The organism is Streptomyces sp. NBC_00250, from assembly GCF_036192275.1.
Classification (GTDB): domain Bacteria; phylum Actinomycetota; class Actinomycetes; order Streptomycetales; family Streptomycetaceae; genus Streptomyces.
Genome location: NZ_CP108088.1, coordinates 7,999,705 through 8,017,640, shown reverse-complemented (window position 1 = coordinate 8,017,640; position 17,936 = coordinate 7,999,705). Strand labels below are relative to the sequence as shown.

Below are 17,936 nucleotides of genomic sequence, written 5' to 3'. Positions count from 1 at the left end.
CCTCACGTCGGCGGCCCGAGCCTCCCCGCCTGATCGACAGGACGTCTCCTAAGGGCTGTCCCGTAAACGATCTCCGCCTCAGGGGCATCGGGGGTAGCCAGGGTGATCGGCGTAAGGTGACGCGAGGTCGAGCAGGTCATCGCATGGCCAGGTCTCGCCGTCGTACTGGCAGTCATCGCGGTTGTCCCACGGTAGTTCGGGGTCGCCCGTGGCAGGACTGAGCACATGGCGGGCGAGCACGCGTCGCTTGGCCTCGACGTTCCGCAGGACGCGAGCCGGGTCGTGCAGCGCGACGTGCAGGGCGATCGTGGGATGGAAGCCGGAGAGTTCTCCCTGGCAGAAGTCGACCGTGTGCCCGTGAGCGGTCCACTCCCCGCAGCCGTCACCGTCGCAGCGTCGGGCCAGGTCGGCCTCCTCGTCCAGCCGCGCGTGGAGGAACGTCACAAGGTCTTGGCTCATGGGGTCATCCTGGATGATGCGCCAGGCCCGGTCGCCTGATTTTCATGCTGTGGGCGGGACGCAGGCGCCGACGTCGGCGGCCGGGGCCGACCGTGGAAGCTGTCGCTGGAGAACCGAGTGGTGCTGGTCGCCGCGTACTGGCGGACCAACCTCACCATGCGACAACTGGCCCCGCTGTTCGCGGTGTCGAAGTCGGCCGCTGACCGGGTGATCGACCACCTCGGGCCGAGACTCGCTCTGCAACCCCGCCGGCGGTTCGCCAAGGACGCTGTGCTGATCGTGGACGGCACCTTGGTGCCCACCCGCGATCACAACGTCGCCGAGCAGTCGAAGAACTACCGCTGCTCCACCAACCATCAGGTAGTCACCGACGCCGACACGCGCCTGGTCGTGCTGGTCGGCCGACCGCTGCCGGGGAACCGCAACGACTGCCTGGCCTGGGCGGAATCCGGTGCCCGGGTAGCCGCCGTCGGCGATGGTCGTGGCCCTCGCCGGCTAAGTGAGCCCACTCACCCTGAGCTGAGCACGTCCCGATCAGCCGGAAGATCATTTGCGGGACAGTCCTTAGGGCAGGAACTCGTAGAACGGGCCGTCGGGCGCGCGGTCGCGAGAGCACAACGTCACGTCCCTCCCCTTGAGATAGGCCAGCAACCACTCGCTGAACGTCATCTCGTAGAGAGTCCAGGACGGACTGTCCATTTCCTGGACCACGACGCGCCACGGCGACGAGGAGTCGTCAGGGATACGGAGGAAGATCATTTCTCCCGTCGTGGCCGTCGCCACCGGTATCAACTCACCGGGGTTCGTCCCTGCCGGGTCGGGCAGGAACTCGGCCATGTCCTCCTCGCGCCAGAACTCGAGGTCCCCCCTGATCATCGTGCCCAGATCATGCAGCAGATGCTCGGCGGGGTGCTTCAGATACAACTGCCCGTTGATCTCGATCGAACCATAGGCGTCGATGATCTCACGGAAGTCCGCCGGGAATTCGATGCCGAATTCCTTCTCCCTTGCTGTCCATGGCGCCGGATCCGACCAGTTGAACTTGGGCTCACCCAACAGGGCGCGTACCTCTGAGAGCGTTGCCACCACTAGGCCCCTTCTAGCACTTGGAGTCGATACCTGACCGGGAGTTGATCGCAGTGAGCGCCTTCACCGTGGCCACTGATCGGGTGACGGCGGTGAGAGGTCGAGGCGAGGGTCACAAAGCAAAGGCTCCTGCGCAGGTGAGGGAGGTGTTCGAAGTCTCAACCCACCGGCACAGGAGCCCTGTTGGTTCCCTGTCCTGCCGCACTCGACCTCGCGCACGCTCTGGTCGAGCGGGTCACGATGCTCATCGTCACCCGCGAGGGGCCGCAGGTGCAATCTCCCGCCGTACTGGCCTCGATCTTTCGTGACGGTCCGTCGGTTCTTTCGGCGGGCCGTTTCGGCTGTTCGGGCTGGTGGCAGCCAGGCTGATGGCCCGGCTGTCGCGTCGGGTTGGCACCGGGTTCCACGGCTCCGGTCGGGGTAATGCTGCTCGCCGGGACGGGAACGTGCTGCTCAGCCGGGGTTCGGGAGAGCTTCGAGCCGTGCCAGGGCGTCGGTGATCACGCCGGTCCAGGGCCAGTGGCGGGCGAACCGCAGATAGCGGCGCCGGGCGGTCGTGACGATCTGGGCGGCGGCGGAGAGAAGGCGGAACCGGAGGCGGCGGGGCTCCCACCTGCGGATTTCGCCGGTCAGAGCGAGCATCGGCATCCAGGCCGGCAGGTCCAGGGCGAGCTGGACGATCTCCAGCCAGATCCGGTTCTGCGCGGTGTCGTGCAGGGGCAGGTTGCGCAGGCCGGTGGTCCGCGCGGCCCGGATGCGGTCCTCGGCCCGCGCCCGCTGGCGGTGTCGTAGCTCCAGTGCCGCGATCGGCATGACGGTGGTGTTGGTGGCGAAGCAGGTCAGCCGCAGTCCATCGGCGTCGGTGATCCGCAACTGGACACCGGGGTGGGGCCGTTCCTTGCGGACGATCAGCCGCATTCCCTTCGGCCAGCCCTTCAGGCAGTCGCCGGACAGTTCGGCGACCCAGGCGCCGTCGCGGATCTCGCCGCAGGACTCGATCGCTGCCGTCCAGGCCGTGGCGGGAACCTTGAGGACGGCCTGGTGGATCTGCTCGGTGATGGTCATGCCGACCGAGTACGACAGCCACCGGCCGCGCTGGGCGAGCCAGGCGACGAACTCGTGGGTTCCGCCTCCGGAGTCGGTGCGGATCAGGGTCCGGCGTCCGCGCCGGTACTTCTTCGGCATTTGAGCCAGGGCTAGTTGGGTGGTGGTGATGTGGTCGGTGGCGGTGTTGCTGCCCGCGTCGCCCGGCCTGAGCAGGGTGGCCACCGGCTCCCCGCTCCCGCCGCTTCCGTGGTCGACGAAGGCCATCAGAGGATGGTGTCCGAAGGTCTTCTTCCAGGTCGCGGTGGCGTCCTGCTTCTCGGAGTGAGCCGGCACGAGCACCCCGTCCAGGTCCACGATCACCTGCCCCGCGGCATCCGGCGCCGCAGTGCCGGCCAGCTTCCACACGTGCTCGCGCACGCCGGCCCGAGCGGTCCTGATCGCGGACAGGGCCTTCGGCCCGGCTGCGGCGAGGGCGTCGACGAGCCGGGAGACCGTGGGGTCGGAGGCCACCGGCCCGAACACGCCGGGCTCGGCCCGCAGCATGCCGACATCCGCGAGGCAGTCCCCGCCCAGCGCGACCGAGAGGTGCTGCGTCCAGGAGGACCTTGCCTGGATCGTGCACCGCCCGCGGCCGTCGCCATGACGCAAGCGCCGCCGACATCGCCTGGTCCAGCCTGGTCTTGCGGACCGTCTCGACCAGCAGCACGGCCCCGGCCTGGGACACCACCCCACGGCCACCGCCCTCGACGCGGACGCGTGGGTAAGGCAATTGCCAGCGCCCGGACAGGGGTCACCGGGCGCAGGACTGGGGGCGCCGGCTACCGGACAGGGGCGCCTCTCGCGCCTCTGGCTGCGCGTCGCACCCCGTCGGCCTCAGCGGCATCAGGCCAAGGGTGGAAGACAGTTTGTCTTCGGGTTCGCGCCGTCTCAGTCGGCGGCCGGGAACAGGGGTGGCGTGGGCAGCCCCTCCGGCGTGTGTCACGATCTCCCCCAACCTGTGGGGGGTGTTGCTGAATGGCGCAGGACATTGCGCTGCGGCCGGTGGTGGATCCGGCCCTCGAGGACGCGGAGCGCGCGCTGCTGGAGAAGTCCGCCGACGGACTCTTCCCAGCCACGCTGCCGCTGCCCGAGGAGCCGGGGCTGGGCGGCCGTACCAAGGCGGACATCTGGACGGCCCTGGGGGTCTCCGCGGTGTGCGCGCTACTGCCGGTGACGATCCTGTGGGCGCTGATCGGCGTGTGGCCCGGCCTGGCCGTCGGGCTCGCGGCGCAGGCGGGGCTGATCTGGGTCGGGGTCCAGTTCGGGTTCGAGGCGTTCATCCTGACTGTCGTGGTCGTGCACCTGCTGGCCTGGCTGCTGATCGTCGTCCTCGGCTGCGGGACCGACGAGCGGCAGCGGGTGGCCCGGCTGCGCCACGGCCGCTACTACCTGGCCGAGGATTTCGGCGACGACTCCCTGCGCGAGCTGCTGGGCCACTCGCCGCTGCGCCGGATGGAGCGCGCCCAGGCCGCCGTGACGGCGGTACTCCAGTCGCAGGTCGACCGGGACGGGCTGCTGGACGACATCGCCAACGACGTGACACTGCCGGCCCAACAGTACGAGATCGCCCAGCGCCTGGCCGAGCTGACCCGGCTGGCGCGGAAGGTGCGCACCGCTGCCGGGGACGCCTCCGGCTCGCGGGTGGAGGAGGTGCTGCGGACTCAGCGGCAGGCGCTGCGGCTGTCGTCGAGCGCGCTGGAGGAGCGGGTGGAGGCGCTGGAGCGGTACGCCGAGAACACCCGCGCGGCGGACGCGGCGTACCGCGAGTGGGAGGCCGTACGAGAGCTGGAGCAACTCGGCGAGGACATGTACGAGCTGGTGGTGAACACGGTGCGGGACGAGCTGGCCGTCGCCGAGATCGAGGGGCTCGCCGACCGGTCCCGGCTCCAGGACCTGCACCGGGTGCTGGACGAGGCGCGGGAGGCGGGGCTGCTGGCCACGCGGTTCGCCGACGAGCCGGCCGACCGCCGGTCCGGCGACAGCGGCCGGGCGTGAGGGGGAGGACGACATGACGCAGACATCCCAGCCGAGACGCGAGTTCCACTCCGGCCGCGGCAAGAAGACCTTCGACCGGATCCCGGGCGGGTTCTACCTGGTCGGCGCCCTGGTGATCCTCTTCGAGGCGGTCACGCTCGGCGCGGTGGGCCTGGCCCTGGCCGTCGGCGACCCGAGCGACGACGGGGCATCCCCGGACAAGGAATCCCGGCGGGTCGAGGTCACCTACATCGCGACGGGCGACCACCCCTCGGTGAACCTCACCGTCGGGGAGGCGAACGGCAACCACGAGTCCCACGGGGTCGTCATCCTGCCGTACCGCAAGACCGTCGAGCTGGCGGCGGGCGCCGACTTCTATCTGGACGTCAGAAGCCGCGAGGACCAGGAAGGGGGCACTCTCACGTGCACCGTGCTGGTCGGCGGCAAGGTGGTCCAGCAGGCGCACAGCACACCGGACTCCTCGTCCGCCATCTGCGCGGGCAGCACCGCGGACGCCCCGCAGCGGGGCATCCCCGTGCCCACTCTCACCCCCGGCGCCTCCCCGCTGCCCGAGGAGCGGCGGCTCACCGGGACCGTCAAGGTGCCGGACTACCCGGGCGAGGGCTCGCCGGTCATCGGCACCGTCACGGACTCCTCCCTGGAGTACGCGGAGCTGGGCGGCACGTGGGACCGGAGCAAGACGCAGGATCCGGTCTTCGACGGCTTCACCCGCAAGCAGGAGGGGCGCCAGCGCGCACTCGTGAAGTCCACGCAGGTCGACGAGGACATCATGGCCGCGGCCGGCGGCACCGGGGAGCTGCGGGGCGTGGCGGGCGCGGTGATGGACGAGCGGCGGCGCTACGAGTACCCCCGCGACCAGGCGATCCTGGTCGACGTCGCCTCGCAGCCGCTGAAGGTCGACGGACATGACGCCTGGCTGCTGGTCAGCGAGATCCACTTCCACAAACGCGGGGTGCCGTCCACGATGGACCTGAACGCGGTCCTCGTGGTCGACACCGGGCGGGTCCGCCCCTCGGTGCTGTGGGTCGTACTGCCGGAGACGAACAAGAAGCTCTGGCCGGACCTAAACACCCTGGTCGCATCCGTCCAGGTCCGCTGACCTGCACCGATACGGGACGGTCCCGGGCGCGCGACGCGTCCCGGGCCCGTCCCGTAGAGCGCGACGCCGGCCGGGCACGGCATCGAGTCGGCGGCGACCAGGTCGACGAGCGTGCCCGACGCACGGGTGCGGTGCCAGACGATCGTGCAGTAGCGCGAGCGGAGCCACTGCTCCACGTGCTCGTACGTGGTGGCGGTGGCTGGCCATCCGTAGAGGCGTGCGACGTTCAGGCGCAGCACCTCTCGGTCGCGCTGGGCGGGGACTGCCTCGCGGATGTCGGGACGCTGCGGGCCGAGCCCGGCGTGTTCGGGCCGGTGGCCTCCGACCCCACGGTCTCCCGGCTCGTCGACGCCCTCGCCGCAGCCGGGCCGAAGGCCCTGTCCGCGATCAGGACCGCTCGGGCCGGCGTGCGCGAGCACGTGTGGAAGCTGGCCGGCACTGCGGCGCCGGATGCCGCGGGGCAGGTGATCGTGGACCTGGACGGGGTGCTCGTGCCGGCTCACTCCGAGAAGCAGGACGCCACCGCGACCTGGAAGAAGACCTTCGGACACCATCCTCTGATGGCCTTCGTCGACCACGGAAGCGGCGGGAGCGGGGAGCCGGTGGCCGCCCTGCCCGTGGCCGACGAACCCCATCAAGGAATGGTGCGCGTAGGTCCGCTTCCAGGTGGGTGCGGCGTCCTCCTTGTCGGAGTGCGAGATCACCAGCACCCCGTCGAGGTCGACGGTCACCGTCCCGCCCGCATCAGGCGCACTGCCCTCGGCCAGCTGCCAGACCCGCTCGCGGGATTGGGCCCGTGCGGAACGAGTCGCCTGCAGGGCCTTCTGGCTGGAGGCTGCGAGGGTGTTGATCAGGCGGGAGACCGTCGGATCGGAGGCCACCGGCCCGAACACGGCCGGCTCGGCCCGCAGCATGCCGACATCCGCGAGGCAGTCCCCGCCCAATGCGACCGCCAGGGCCACGTCCAACAGGACCCTCGACGAGTCCCATCGTTGCAGGTCAGGAGCACTATCCACTTATTTGATCAAGCCTCGGACACCCCACCTCGTGAAAGCGCGAGGCTAGCGTGCGTTCGCCGCTCCGGTGACCCCCCGGGCGAGGTCCTACGGATCTCGCCCGCGCTGTCGGGCCCCGTCCATGACCTGCCCGCGGCCCGCGCCCGCCGCATCATCCGGATCTGCGAGCGTCAGGTGTCCCCATCCTCGCCGACCGCGCCCCTACGGCGCCGGCACCTGGGTCACCACCGGTCCCACACGCCCGCCGGGCGGTGAACTCAGCCGCAAGCGACGTGGGCAATTTCGTCATTGGACGAGCTACTACCGTTGGGAGCGTCCTCGAAGAAATTGCTGGTCACGCAGTGACCATTCGTATTCTTCTGGATCACCGGGCCGGCATACGAGGAGAACTGGCCATTGTTCACTTGAACGCCGGCGCGCCCGTCAACCGACAGGTTTATGCCCATCGGGTGCTTGATGCCCGCCCACTTCTTGGCGACCAAGACCGCACAGTTGGTGCCATTATTGGCCGAAGAGTAGTAAATTTGAGCGGTGGACCACACGCTTCCGTCCACGCCCATCAAATTCCTTGAATAGACCAAGGACCCGGCACAGCCATAGGATCCGGCGGATGCGCTAGGGGCCAGACCTATGACTCCGGTCGCAGCCATGGCGAGAACGGCGAACGAAGCGGCAGAACGGCGCATGTCTATCCTCTCGGTTGATCGAGTCCATTTGATCCCCGGGTCGCGCTGAACGACGTGGCGACTCCTGCACAAAATTCAACCATCATTTCCCGCGCGGCAGGTGAAAACAGGCCTCTTCGGGAGGGCGAGTGCGGAGCAGAGGCTGACTGGAGTTGTCGGGTTCGGGTGAGATCGAGCGATATCGCCAGACCGCCGATGGTCGCGAGCTCTGCAGAGTCGTGATCCATCTGACCTGCCTTTCAGCTTTCCGAGCACGGACGGAATTTGTCGCGACTGACGACTCATGGTTGCGTGCTACGGGTGGCCGATTTCCATCAGGCCATTCCCGGGACATGACGTACTGGCGGACCGGTGTCGCCTGAATGTCAGGTACCTGTAGTACGTGAAAGCCTTCCAGCCGACGATGCTCAAGGTCCCCCGCGAGGGTGACCGGCGGTGCAGACTCCCACCGCACCGGCGTGCTCTCGTCGCTGCCGCCCGGCGTTCGATGTCGGTCGCGCCCGTGACGCCACCCCTCCCCCGGCCGCTCGACCAGACGCTCGGTTACTCTCGGCGCCACTGACGTTCACTCTGCTGTCCGGGCGAGTGGCGACCGACTCGTCACTCGGGAGACGCGCCGCATGCACACACCACCATCGCCGCCCGCAGCGGAGCGCGCTGACGGAGCGTCCGACTCCTCCGTCAGGATCGGTGCTCTCGTTCCGCTGACGCGGCCCGGCTGGGTCGAGGCGGGCCGGCACGTGCTCGCCGGACTCGAACTGGGCGTACGCGAGGTCAATGACGCCGGTGGGATCGCCGGACGGCCCGTCGAACTGATGGTCCGGGACACCGCCGCCGATCCCCAGAGGGCCGCTGCGGCCGTGGACGAACTGGCGGGCCTCGGCGTGGCCGCCGTGGTCGGCGAGTATCACAGCGTCGTCGCGCGCGCCGTCGCCGCCAGGGCCGATGCCCTCGGTGTGCCGTTCCTCTGCTCGTCAGCCGTTCTCGACGCGCTCACCGACCAGCCGACGGAATGGGTCACACGCGTCGCCCCGGCGCAGTCCCACGGATGGCGGATCTACGCTGACTTCCTCCTCGGCGCCGGCCACACCCGAATCGCCGTGGCAGCCGATCCGAGTGTCTACTGGGCATCCGGGGCCGGGATTCTGCGGGATCACCTCGCCCCACGCGGCGGCACGGTCATCGAGCTCGACATGCGCGGGCTCACCCCCGCGGCGGTGTGCGACGCACTCGTCGAGCACCGCACGACCGCGCTCCTTCTGCTGGTCGGCCACCCTGAGCCGGCGGTGCCGATCGTCAAGGCCGTCCGCCGCGACCCGCGCCTCGCCGAGACCGTGCTGGGTGCTCCGGCCGGGCAGCCGGAGTTCGCCGAATGGGCGACGCTCCTGGGCGCCGACGGCGCCGGGATCCCCTTCCTGCGCTACCTCCCCGAGCGGCTCGGCCCACTCGGTGCGCGCGTCGGTACGGCCCTCCGTGAACGGCTGGGCGAAGCGCCCTCCTTCGTCGCCTTCGAGGGCTACGACACGATCGCCGTCCTCGCCGATGTGCTGCGTTCCCACGGCACGGACCGGAAGCGCATCGCCGAATCCTGGCCGAGCGTCGCGGTCGAGGGCACCCGCGGTCAGATCCGGTTCTCCCGGCCGCCGGGCATCGGCGTGTGGCAGTGGGCCTGGCCGCCCGTCCAGGTCGTCGATCGAGATCCGGCGGAACCAGGTCGCTTCCGCATCCTCCACACGGGCTGAGGACCCCGGCGCCGCCGGTCAGCGAGGGCCTGATCGGCGGCGGCCGCGGAAGCGGCAGGTCACGTGTTCCCGGCCGGGGGCTCCTCCGTCGGACCCTGATCGTCCGCCTCTGTCCGCTCCTCGTCCTTCGGCTCCTCGTCCTTCGGCCCCTCGTCCTTCGGCCCCAGGTAGTGACACAGGGGCGGTTCCTGCGCGAGCACCGCCCCGATGGTGAACGCGAAGGTGACCGCCGCGCACACGACGATCAGCCAGGACAGCATGGTGAGGACGAGGCCCAGGGACCCGTACTCCCCCAGCGCCCTGTTGAACGCGTTGGGCATGTACAGGCGCGCCGTCAGCGCCAGCCCGCTCGTGGCCGTCGCCGCCAGGACCGCACCCGGCAGCAGCGGCAGCCATCGGACGCGGTTGGCGAGGAGCAGATGCTGGGTCCACATCCAGATCCCGGTGCTCACGAGGAAGAAGACCGGCACGCCGACCCACAGGCCCGCCCCGAAGCCGTCCCGCATCGGCCCCTGCATCAGAACCACGAGCAGCAGGGCCAGCAGCCACACCAACCAACGCCAGACCGCGACCCGCGTCTTGGATTTGGGCAGCGCCCAGGCCCGCTCGCAGACCCGGGCCATCGCCCGGCTGAAACTGGTCGCCGAGGCCAGCGCGACGACCAGACCGACCGTACCCGTCGTCTCCTTCAAGTCGCCGTCGGCGGAGTCACCGAGCACCTGCTGCAGCTCGACGTCGGAACGACCGCTCAGTCCGAACATCGCACGCAGGGACTCCCGCAGCTGGTCACGTACCGAGTGCGGGGCGAACGCCGCGACGGCGAACAGGAGCGGCACGGCGGCCAGGAACGCCTGAGCCGCCAGCCGGGTGCCCGCGTCCAGCAGGTTCCCGGACAACAACCGGCTCGCGATCTCGGTCAGGACGGGCAGGCGCGCCTCGGCCCTCGCACGCAGCAGTCGCCATCGTGTCGCAAGGGCCGACATGCGGCCTTCTCCCGGCATCCGCCCCTACGCCTGCGTCCGCGCTTCGCCATCGCCATCGGCGTTGGCGTCGGCGTCGGCGTCGGCGTCCGAAGGCTCGGCCGCGAGGAACCCGGTCACCGCGAAGGCGAAGAGCAGGCACAGGGCGAGACCGACGACGACCCAGCCGGTGGGGTGGTCCCACAGGATGTACACGAGTACGGCGATCCCGACCAGGATCCAGGTGATCCACTTGCGGTGGCGACGGATGAACGGGCCGACCGGTCCCGTGCGCAGGCCCAATCCCTCCGCCGCGGTACGGGTGGCGACGATGCCGGAGTTCCAGATGCGGCGGGTGACGACGGCGGGGCGGCTGGGGCCGGTGAGCCAGGCGGCCAGGGCGAGCACCACGCCGAGGACGATGACCATGCGGACCGTGGTGCGCAGGAAGTGGATCAGCGCGTCGTAGACGGACTCGGCCGCGGGCTGGGAGACGGTGTCGGGCAGGGCGTTGAGGTAGACCGTACGGAACACGGTCAGGCCGACGCCGAGGACCAGGGCCGCGAAGGCGAGCCCGAGTGCCGAGGCGATCAGGGTGCGACGGCGGTGGGTGGAGAGCAGGATGCCCGCGGCGATCAGCAGGAGGGCGAGAAGGGGCAGCCACACCCCCATGATCTGCAGCAGCCGGAATCCGGTCTTGACCTTGCCGATGTCCTCGGACTTGACGACGGTGAAGTCGGTGTGGATCTCGGGGATCTTGCCGGCGATGGTGAGCCCCGAGTCGACCAGCCGTTCCTTGACCCGTTCGATCACGGGCGCGAGGTCGACGGTCACGGTGTCGTTGTTGATCTGTACGGCTCCGTCACCGCTGCCCGTCAGGGCACGGACGAGCGAGGTGTGGATCGCCCTGTTCGCGTCGGTCCAGACCGTCGCGAAGGCGTCCGAGGCCACGACCTCCTGCGTCTTCTCGTGGACGAAGCTCCGGATCGCGCTCTCCAGCGATCCGCCCAGCTTCCCCAGCGCCTTGGCGAGCAGCGGACGCTGGTCGGGGGCGACCCCCTCCAGGAGGTCCTCCAGATCGATCTTCTCCATGACCGCGCCCGTCACCCGGTTCGCGACCGCCACCTGCACGTCCTCGTCGGAGGCGAGAGGGGCGACGGTGGAGACGTACCGGTCGGTGTCGCCGACGATGTCCGCGGTCCAGGCGGCGACGATGCCCAGCGGGGCGAGCAGGCATCCGATCACGATCAGGACGGCGGCCAGGAACGAGCGGCCGCGATGGCGCCGTGGCGGGCGGGCCGCGTCTGCTTCCAGCGCGGCGATCCGGGCTCGCAGTGCGGCCAGTTCGTTCGTGCTTTCGTCCTCCGGCACGGGTGCCTCCTCGCGATTGGACTCAGACAAACCCGCCCGCAGCGTTCCGGCCAGGCGGGGTGGACAAACGGGTGACTCGGGAAGCCTCTGGCCGACGCGGGATGCGCGGGCTCGGACAGCTCAGGTGCGGAGAGTCGCGCCCACCGTCACGTCGGACGGTGGACGCGGCTCGTGGCTCGTGGCTCGTGGCTCGTGGCTCGTGGCTCCTCAGGCTTTGCCGGTACGGCCCTTGCCGCCGGGGCAGTCGCCGTACCCCTGGTCGCCGTATCCCTGGTCCCCGTACCCCTGGTCGCCGTATCCCCCGTCCTCGCAGGGTTCGTCGGCTCGGCTGTTGTCCAGCCTGGCCAGCACGACCTTCTGGTCACCGCTGACGACGTAGGGTCCCGTGACCGGATCGGCGGGCAGGACGTAGCCGTCCGGGACGGCGGTCTCCCTCAGGTAGTAGGTGCCGTTGTCCAGCTCGTCGAAGGAGCACAGGCCCGCGACGCCGGTGGTGCACGGAGTCCCGACCCGGGTGTCGGGGTCAGTGCCACCCGTCTGCAATCCGGTGCGCCCGTTGGTCTCCTCCCACAGCTCGAACGTCGCGCCCCTGAGAGGCAGACGGCTGTCCGCGTCGGACTTGAGGAGCTTGACCGAGCCGGTACCGGGCGAGACCGGCGTGCGGCTGTTGGACGCCGTGACGGACACCCCCGCCGCCGCGTTCTCCTGGGTCAGCTCCAGCGGCCCGAAGACCGGCGACGTCGGAAGGTCGTACCCGTCAGGAGCATCCGTCTCCTGCCAGTAGTACGTCCCCGTCTCCACCGTCCGCTCACAGACACCCTCCGCGTCGGTGGTGCAGGGACCACCGACCACGGTGTCGGGGTCCGGGCCGCTCGTCTGCAGACCCAGCACACCGTTCGTCTCCTCCCACAGCTGGAACGAAGCCCCCCGCAGCACCTCACCCGACTCCACGTCCGTCTTCACCACCCGCACCTCACCGGTGACCGTGTTGGTCCCGTCGCAGTTCGGAAGGTCGCCGTTGAACGGGTAGGCGTGGAACTCCTGGCCGCCGCCGCCCGTGGCGGCGCTGGTGTGGGTGAGGGACCCCGTGGTGAAGAACCGGCCGTTGATGCCGGGCAGGGTGACCGTCGTGCTCGACGACTGCTCCCCGATGAGGAAGCTTCCCTGGAACTGTCCGGTGCCGGACAGGTTCACCGAGGTGGCGTCCGGGAAGTTCCACAGCAGTCGCTCGCGGTAGGCGTTCAGCGGGTCCGTGTCGTCGTCGATGCCGCCGCTGTAGGTGCTGAGCGTACGGTTGGGGCCGAGGACGTTGACGAGGACCGTCGCCGTGTCGGGGATGTTCGCGAAGACGATGCCCTGCTGCTGCCCGGACGGGGTCGTGAGGTTGAATTCGACGTTGAAGACCTGGAGTTGCGAACGTCCGTCACCGGTGAAGAGCGTCTGGCCGCCCTGGTTCTCCGCCGTGCCGGTGGGCGTCCTCGGTTGGCCGTCGACCCGGGCGTAGCAGCGGCTGGCGGCGGTGAGCTGGTCGCGAAGCCCGGCGTACGGCGCGACGGCGTTCGCGTCCTCGACGAGGGTGCCGGTCACCGTGCCCGAGACCGGGCCCGCGTGACGGACGATCCCCTGCTCCGTCTCGATGCCGCCCTTCGTGTCGAGGGTCTGGCCCGCGGCGACGGTGACGCCTCCGCCGGTGGTGAGGAAGTCCGATCCGTCGGGCGGGGGCACTCGGGATCCGACGCCGACGATGCCGAGGTTGTAGTTGCCGCCGGCCTCCGCGTCCTTGTTCTGGTCGAAGTCGTCCAGGACCACGACCCGTCCTTCGGCCTCGGCCGCCCGGCCACGGACGAGGAAGTCCTCCCCCACGAAGATGTTGATCGCCTTGTCACGCCCGGCGATGTCGCCGTTGTCGATCTCGGGGAAGTCGTCGGGGCAGTCCCCGGGGACACAGGGGCCGAGCCCACCGGGAAGGGGGGCGGCGAGCGCGATGGACGCAGCCGGGCCGAGCATGAGCGCGGGTGCCACGACAAGGGACAGAGCGCACGCGAGTCCGACGGAGCCGGAGCCGGTACGTCTCCGACGACGCGCGGGACGTCTGCGGGTATCGGTTTTCATGGCGCGAGTCTCAGTTCCCGCAGGTCGGCGCACCATGCGCGGTGCCCGGGGTTGATCCGCTCGGGGGCCGCGCTCACCGTATGGCGTGAAGGACGCCTGCCAGATGGAGCAGCAGGACCGTGATGCGCCGTGATGCGGACGCGGACGCGGGTGCGGACGCGGGTGCGGGTGCGGACGCGGACGCCGATACGGATGCGGTGCGGACGCCGACAGGGATGCGGGTGCGGCTGCGGATCGGACGCCGCGGCCCAGGGCAGAAGCCGGTGGTCCGGGCGTCAGCCGCCGCGGCCCCCGGTTCGGACCAGGTGGTCGACGCGGTGCGGGAGGTCGTGCCAAGGGCGCGGTGCGACCACCGGAACTCCCACGGCATGTGCCTGATCGGCCAGCCATCGTCCGTAGAGGACGCTCACCCGCGCTCGATGGTGCTGAGGCCCCTCCTTCGGCTCACGCGCCAGGTAGTTGGAGACCACGTGCGCTTCGCTGTCCTCGTGCACGAAGACGGCGCGAACCAGCCCGTTCGTCCCCGCCTGTCCGGGGAGGACGTAGTCCCCTTCGACGATCACCGGCGTATCGGTGTCCACGTGGTTGGCCACCACCGCCTCGACCGCCGGCACGAGCGCCCGCGCGACCGCGATCTGCCGCTCGACCACGGACTCCGGGGTCCGATGCGCGGCTTCGGGGTGCGTACGCCAGTAATGGACCTCGGGGAGATGCTCGGGCCTGGTCACGGCCAGGAGCGCCTCCACGACGTCGTCGATCTCCACGACGGGGACGTCGTACCGCCGCGCCAAGGCCCGGCTGACCCGGGTCTTGCCCATCCCCGACGCACCTCCGACGACCAGCACACGCCAGCCGGGAAGCCCCCGCTCTTCTTCGTCACCGCCCACCCGGGAACTCTATGCGGCCCATCCGTGCGCGGCCCTCTCAGGGGGAGCGCTCAGGGGCGCGCCCAGGGGCGTGATCAAGCCCTTCGTGGGAGGCGGCGCATGGCCCGGCACGTGGCGGGGCACCGATGCCCGCGTGCCCATCACAGACGAGACACTGCGCTTCACCGCCCTGTCGGCGCGGCTGACCGGTTTCGACGAAGAGGACCTGGCGGCCACGGGGCTGACCGATGTGTACCGTGCGGTGGCCTCGGAGCGGCTCGGCCCCCGACGATACGGGCGTCTGCTGCGCGAGGTGCCCGCAGAACCGGACGATGTCGTGGACGGGGAGCTGAGACAGGCCGCCCGGGAGGTGACCTACCTCTGGTACACGGGCAGTTGGCCGGGGTCACCGCCGTACGTGGTGTCCCCGCGCGCCTACGCCGAGGGCCTGGTGTGGAAGGCTGCCGGCGTCAGGGCTCCCGCCACCGACCCCGGGGGTTACGGAAGTTGGGCCGATGCGCCCGACCGGTCGGGACGGGACTCCACGGCCGAGGGGAGCGGCCCGTGACGCGATACGACGTCATCGTCGTGGGCGCCGGCGTCGCGGGCTCGCTCGTCGCCCACCGGCTCGGCCGGCTCGGCCGACGGGTCCTGGTCCTTGAGGCGGGCACAGCGGGCACGGCGGGTATGACAGGTACGGCAGATACGGCAGATACGGCGAGCGCCGCAAGCCCTGCAGACGCCACAGGCGCGGCGGGCCCCGGCCACGAAGGGCAACCGGCCTCCGACCCGCCCAGCGCCGGCTTCCCCTTCCGGCCCCATCCGGCAGCCCCCTGGCCCGACGTGTCGGATCTCGCCGGCACGGAAGGGATCCCCGGGTACCGGGCGTCCGGTCACCTCCGGCAGGACGGTCCGCTCCCGTACGCCAGCGGATACGTCCGCGCCAACGGCGGCACCGGCAACGTCTGGACCGGCCTCGCGCCCCGGATGCTCCCGGAGGACTTCGACACCGAGACCTTCGGGTACGGGCGGCGGTGGCCGCTCACGTACGACGATCTCGAACCCCACTACCGGGCCGCCGAGGAGGAGTTGGGGGTGGCCGCCGACGCCGACGAGCAGCGCGAGCACGTCGGGCTGCCCTTCCCCGACGACTACGCGTTCCCGATGCGGGCCCTGCCGGCCGCGCGTCTGGACCGCGTGCTCTCGGCCCGCCTCGACGGGCGGCGCGTGAAGGATCCCGTGGCCCGGCGCGAGGTCGAGCTGCGGGTGGTGGGCACCCCGCACGCGCGCAACGGCGTCCCGGATCCCCGGTACGACGCGGGGCGCGGCTACGTGCCGCGCGGCCGGGACGGGCGGCCGGACCCGGACAGCCGGTGTGCGGGCAGTGCCAGTTGCATCCCGCACTGCCCCTCGTACGCGAAGTACACCCCGCTCAAGACGCAGGGACGCTGGAGCGCGACCGTCACGCTCCGGGACCGGTCCGTGGTGAGCCGGGTCCTCGTCGACGCGGGCGGGCGGGCCACGGGCGTGGAGTACCGCTCGTACGACGGGAGGGCGTCCGTCGCGCACGCCGACGTCGTGGTGCTCGCCGCGCACGCCGTGGAGAACGCCCGGCTGCTGCTGCTCTCCGGGCTCGCCGACCGCAGCGGCCAGGTCGGCCGCAACCTGATGGACCATCCGGTCCTGCTGACGTGGGGCCTGCTGCCCGAGGACGCCGGGCCCTACCGGGGCCCCGGCTCGGTCTCCGGCTTCGAGGGCTTCCGTGCGGGCCCCGCGCGCCGCCTGCGGGCGCCGTTCCGCGTCGAGTTCGGGACGTGGGGCTGGATCTGGGCGAAGGGACCCGTCGACACGGACGTGCACCACTTCCTCACCGAACGGGGCCTCATCGGGGCGGAGTTGCGGCGGGCGGTCGGTGACCGGATCCGCCGTCAGTTCACCCTTCAGTTCGAGATGGAGCAGAGCGCCGACCCCGCGAACCGGGTCACCCTCCACCCGCACGAGCGCGATGCGCTGGGCCTGCCCCGCCCCCTCGTCACGTACGACCTCGACGAGCACGTGCGTGAGGGGATGGTGGCGGCCCGGGCGGTCTCGGACCAGATCTTCGAGCTGCTCGGCGCAGAGGACCACACCGACTACGCACCGGTGGCGGCCTGGCCGGGGCGCTTCGAGCACGGCGGCCGCACGTACGGATACCGCGGGGCCGGCCATGCCGCCGGCACCCACATCATGGGCGACTCCCCCGCCACCTCGGTGGTGGACGGCCGGCAACGCTGCTGGGACCACCCCGGTCTGTACGCGGTCGGCTGCGGCAGCATGCCCTCGGTGGCCACCTCCAACCCGACGCTGACCATGGCCGCGCTCGCACTGCGCAGCGCGGAGCACATCGAGGCGGACCTGGCGTCCCGCGACCGCCCGGTGTCCCTCGATCCTCCTCCGCCGCCTTCCGTGACCAGCGAGACATCACCGACCTCCCGAGGAGCCTCCGCATGACCGCCCCGCTGCCCCTGCCGCCCGTCAGCGATCCCTTCCGACTCCCCTTCCATTACGGGGCGTTGCACCAGGTGGGCATCGACTGGCTGGTCGAACCGGGACCGGTTCGCGAGCTGCTCGCCAAGCACCACCCGGAGCTGACCGCCGCCGTGTTCGAGGACGGGCGGGCGCTGGTCTCGCTCAACTACCAGCTGTACTTCGCGCAGTACGCGTTCGGTGGCGGCGTCACCCAGGAGATCGAGTTCAACGTGATCGCGTTCCCGACGGGCGCGGAGGGCCGGCTGCCCCGCCTGAGCTACGCCCAGTACGCGCAGGGCTGGGACCAGACGAAACTGCTCGGCATCGCTCGCGTCCACGTCGTCTGCGACAACCCGTTCGCGATCAGGGCCGGGCGCGAACTCTACGCCGAGCCCAAGTTCCCGGGCCGGTTCGAAGTCGGCCTGCCGTCGCTCAACGGGCCCGCGGGCGAGACCTGGAACGTCGCATGCAAAGCGGCCGCGATCGGCCCGGACGACACACTGCGGGAAGACCTGGGGCCCCTGCTCGACATCACGGCGGGCCTCGACGGCCTCACCCCCGTCGCCGCCAACTCCGCTCCGATCACCGGCTACGGCACCGACCGCGAGGGGCGCCTGCTGGCCGGCCCCATGAACGTCTACCAGCCGTACCGCTGGTACGACCTGGCCGCCCCCGAACACGCCGGCCGCGCACGGCTGGCGGTACACGCGCCGGAGAGCGATCTCGGCTCCGACGTCCTCTCCCTCCTCGGCGACGGAACCGACGGACCCGACGGAATCGCGGTGACACCGGCCGCCGGCGCCTGGACCTACCAGTCGCCTCCCGTGGCAGCGCACAACCGCCCGTACTACGTGCCGACCGGGCGGCGCCCCTGATCTGCGCCGGAGTGAGGGTCCGGGGACTCCCCCGCTGCGGTACGAGCGCCCCCAGCCGTCGTCTCCGCGGTCACCC

The 17,936-nt window shown here is 70.7% G+C and carries 13 protein-coding genes and 5 pseudogenes; 9 read left to right on the top strand and 9 right to left on the bottom strand.

Annotated features, from left to right (window positions below):
- Nucleotides 1–78: 78 nt before the first annotated feature.
- The gene (locus OG259_RS36340) at nucleotides 79–459 is read right to left on the bottom strand and encodes a DUF6221 family protein (RefSeq protein ID WP_328946111.1); all 381 of its coding nucleotides are present in this window, start codon (nucleotides 457–459) and stop codon (nucleotides 79–81) included.
- Between the two features lie 54 nt (nucleotides 460–513).
- Between OG259_RS36340 and OG259_RS36335 the strand changes: the two are divergent.
- Nucleotides 514–933: pseudogene (locus OG259_RS36335) on the top strand (helix-turn-helix domain-containing protein); the annotation flags it as partial.
- Nucleotides 934–1,023: 90 nt separating this feature from the next.
- Here the strand turns inward: OG259_RS36335 and OG259_RS36330 are convergent.
- Nucleotides 1,024–1,545, bottom strand: coding sequence for an SMI1/KNR4 family protein (locus OG259_RS36330; RefSeq protein ID WP_328946110.1), 522 nt, complete (start codon nucleotides 1,543–1,545; stop codon nucleotides 1,024–1,026).
- 183 nt (nucleotides 1,546–1,728) lie between these two features.
- Between OG259_RS36330 and OG259_RS41860 the strand changes: the two are divergent.
- Nucleotides 1,729–1,834, top strand: a pseudogene (locus OG259_RS41860) (IS5/IS1182 family transposase); the annotation flags it as partial.
- 164 nt (nucleotides 1,835–1,998) lie between these two features.
- On the opposite strand, the pseudogene OG259_RS36325 reads toward OG259_RS41860, so the two are convergent.
- Nucleotides 1,999–3,361: pseudogene (locus OG259_RS36325) on the bottom strand (IS1380 family transposase).
- Nucleotides 3,362–3,606: 245 nt separating this feature from the next.
- Here OG259_RS36325 and OG259_RS36320 point away from each other — a divergent pair.
- The 3 genes and pseudogenes from OG259_RS36320 to OG259_RS36310 all read left to right on the top strand — a co-directional run.
- Complete coding sequence (locus OG259_RS36320) at nucleotides 3,607–4,626, top strand: hypothetical protein (RefSeq protein ID WP_328946109.1); 1,020 nt, start codon at nucleotides 3,607–3,609, stop codon at nucleotides 4,624–4,626.
- Nucleotides 4,627–4,639: 13 nt separating this feature from the next.
- Complete coding sequence (locus tag OG259_RS36315; protein ID WP_328946108.1) at nucleotides 4,640–5,725, top strand: hypothetical protein; 1,086 nt, start codon at nucleotides 4,640–4,642, stop codon at nucleotides 5,723–5,725.
- Between the two features lie 239 nt (nucleotides 5,726–5,964).
- Nucleotides 5,965–6,339: pseudogene (locus OG259_RS36310) on the top strand (transposase); the annotation flags it as partial.
- On the opposite strand, the pseudogene OG259_RS36305 reads toward OG259_RS36310, so the two are convergent.
- Both OG259_RS36305 and OG259_RS36295 read right to left on the bottom strand, forming a co-directional pair.
- Nucleotides 6,310–6,711 (bottom strand): annotated as a pseudogene (locus tag OG259_RS36305) (transposase); the annotation flags it as partial. The pseudogenes OG259_RS36310 and OG259_RS36305 sit on opposite strands and share 30 nt — an antisense overlap.
- A 287-nt stretch (nucleotides 6,712–6,998) precedes the next feature.
- Entirely contained in the window at nucleotides 6,999–7,295 is a 297-nt protein-coding gene (locus OG259_RS36295; RefSeq protein WP_328946107.1) for a hypothetical protein, read from the bottom strand.
- Between the two features lie 752 nt (nucleotides 7,296–8,047).
- On the opposite strand from OG259_RS36295, the gene OG259_RS36290 reads away from it, so the two are divergent.
- Nucleotides 8,048–9,169, top strand: a complete 1,122-nt coding sequence (locus tag OG259_RS36290; RefSeq protein WP_328946106.1) for an ABC transporter substrate-binding protein — start codon at nucleotides 8,048–8,050, stop codon at nucleotides 9,167–9,169.
- A 59-nt stretch (nucleotides 9,170–9,228) separates the two neighbouring features.
- Here OG259_RS36290 and OG259_RS36285 read toward each other — a convergent pair whose 3' ends face one another.
- The 4 genes from OG259_RS36285 to OG259_RS36270 all read right to left on the bottom strand — a co-directional run bounded on the left by OG259_RS36285 (nucleotide 9,229) and on the right by OG259_RS36270 (nucleotide 14,498).
- A complete protein-coding gene (locus OG259_RS36285; RefSeq protein WP_328946105.1) occupies nucleotides 9,229–10,152 on the bottom strand; it encodes a YhjD/YihY/BrkB family envelope integrity protein in 924 nt (307 codons plus the stop codon).
- 24 nt (nucleotides 10,153–10,176) lie between these two features.
- Nucleotides 10,177–11,499, bottom strand: coding sequence for a hypothetical protein (locus OG259_RS36280; RefSeq protein WP_328946104.1), 1,323 nt, complete (start codon nucleotides 11,497–11,499; stop codon nucleotides 10,177–10,179).
- A 207-nt stretch (nucleotides 11,500–11,706) separates the two neighbouring features.
- On the bottom strand, nucleotides 11,707–13,521 hold the full coding sequence (locus OG259_RS36275) for a choice-of-anchor A family protein (RefSeq protein WP_328946103.1): 1,815 nt from the start codon (nucleotides 13,519–13,521) through the stop codon (nucleotides 11,707–11,709).
- 365 nt (nucleotides 13,522–13,886) lie between these two features.
- Entirely contained in the window at nucleotides 13,887–14,498 is a 612-nt protein-coding gene (locus OG259_RS36270; protein ID WP_328946102.1) for a hypothetical protein, read from the bottom strand.
- Between the two features lie 133 nt (nucleotides 14,499–14,631).
- Between OG259_RS36270 and OG259_RS36265 the strand changes: the two genes are divergently transcribed.
- The 3 genes from OG259_RS36265 to OG259_RS36255 are packed head-to-tail and all read left to right on the top strand — an operon-like array spanning nucleotide 14,632 to nucleotide 17,860.
- Entirely contained in the window at nucleotides 14,632–15,045 is a 414-nt protein-coding gene (locus OG259_RS36265) for a hypothetical protein (RefSeq protein WP_328946101.1), read from the top strand.
- Nucleotides 15,042–16,967: a GMC family oxidoreductase gene (locus OG259_RS36260; protein ID WP_328946100.1), complete on the top strand. Its 1,926-nt coding sequence runs from the start codon at nucleotides 15,042–15,044 to the stop codon at nucleotides 16,965–16,967. Before OG259_RS36265 ends, OG259_RS36260 begins: the two co-directional genes overlap by 4 nt.
- The gene (locus tag OG259_RS36255; protein ID WP_328946099.1) at nucleotides 16,964–17,860 is read left to right on the top strand and encodes a hypothetical protein; all 897 of its coding nucleotides are present in this window, start codon (nucleotides 16,964–16,966) and stop codon (nucleotides 17,858–17,860) included. The genes OG259_RS36260 and OG259_RS36255 overlap by 4 nt, the downstream gene beginning before the upstream one ends.
- Nucleotides 17,861–17,936 lie beyond the last annotated feature (76 nt).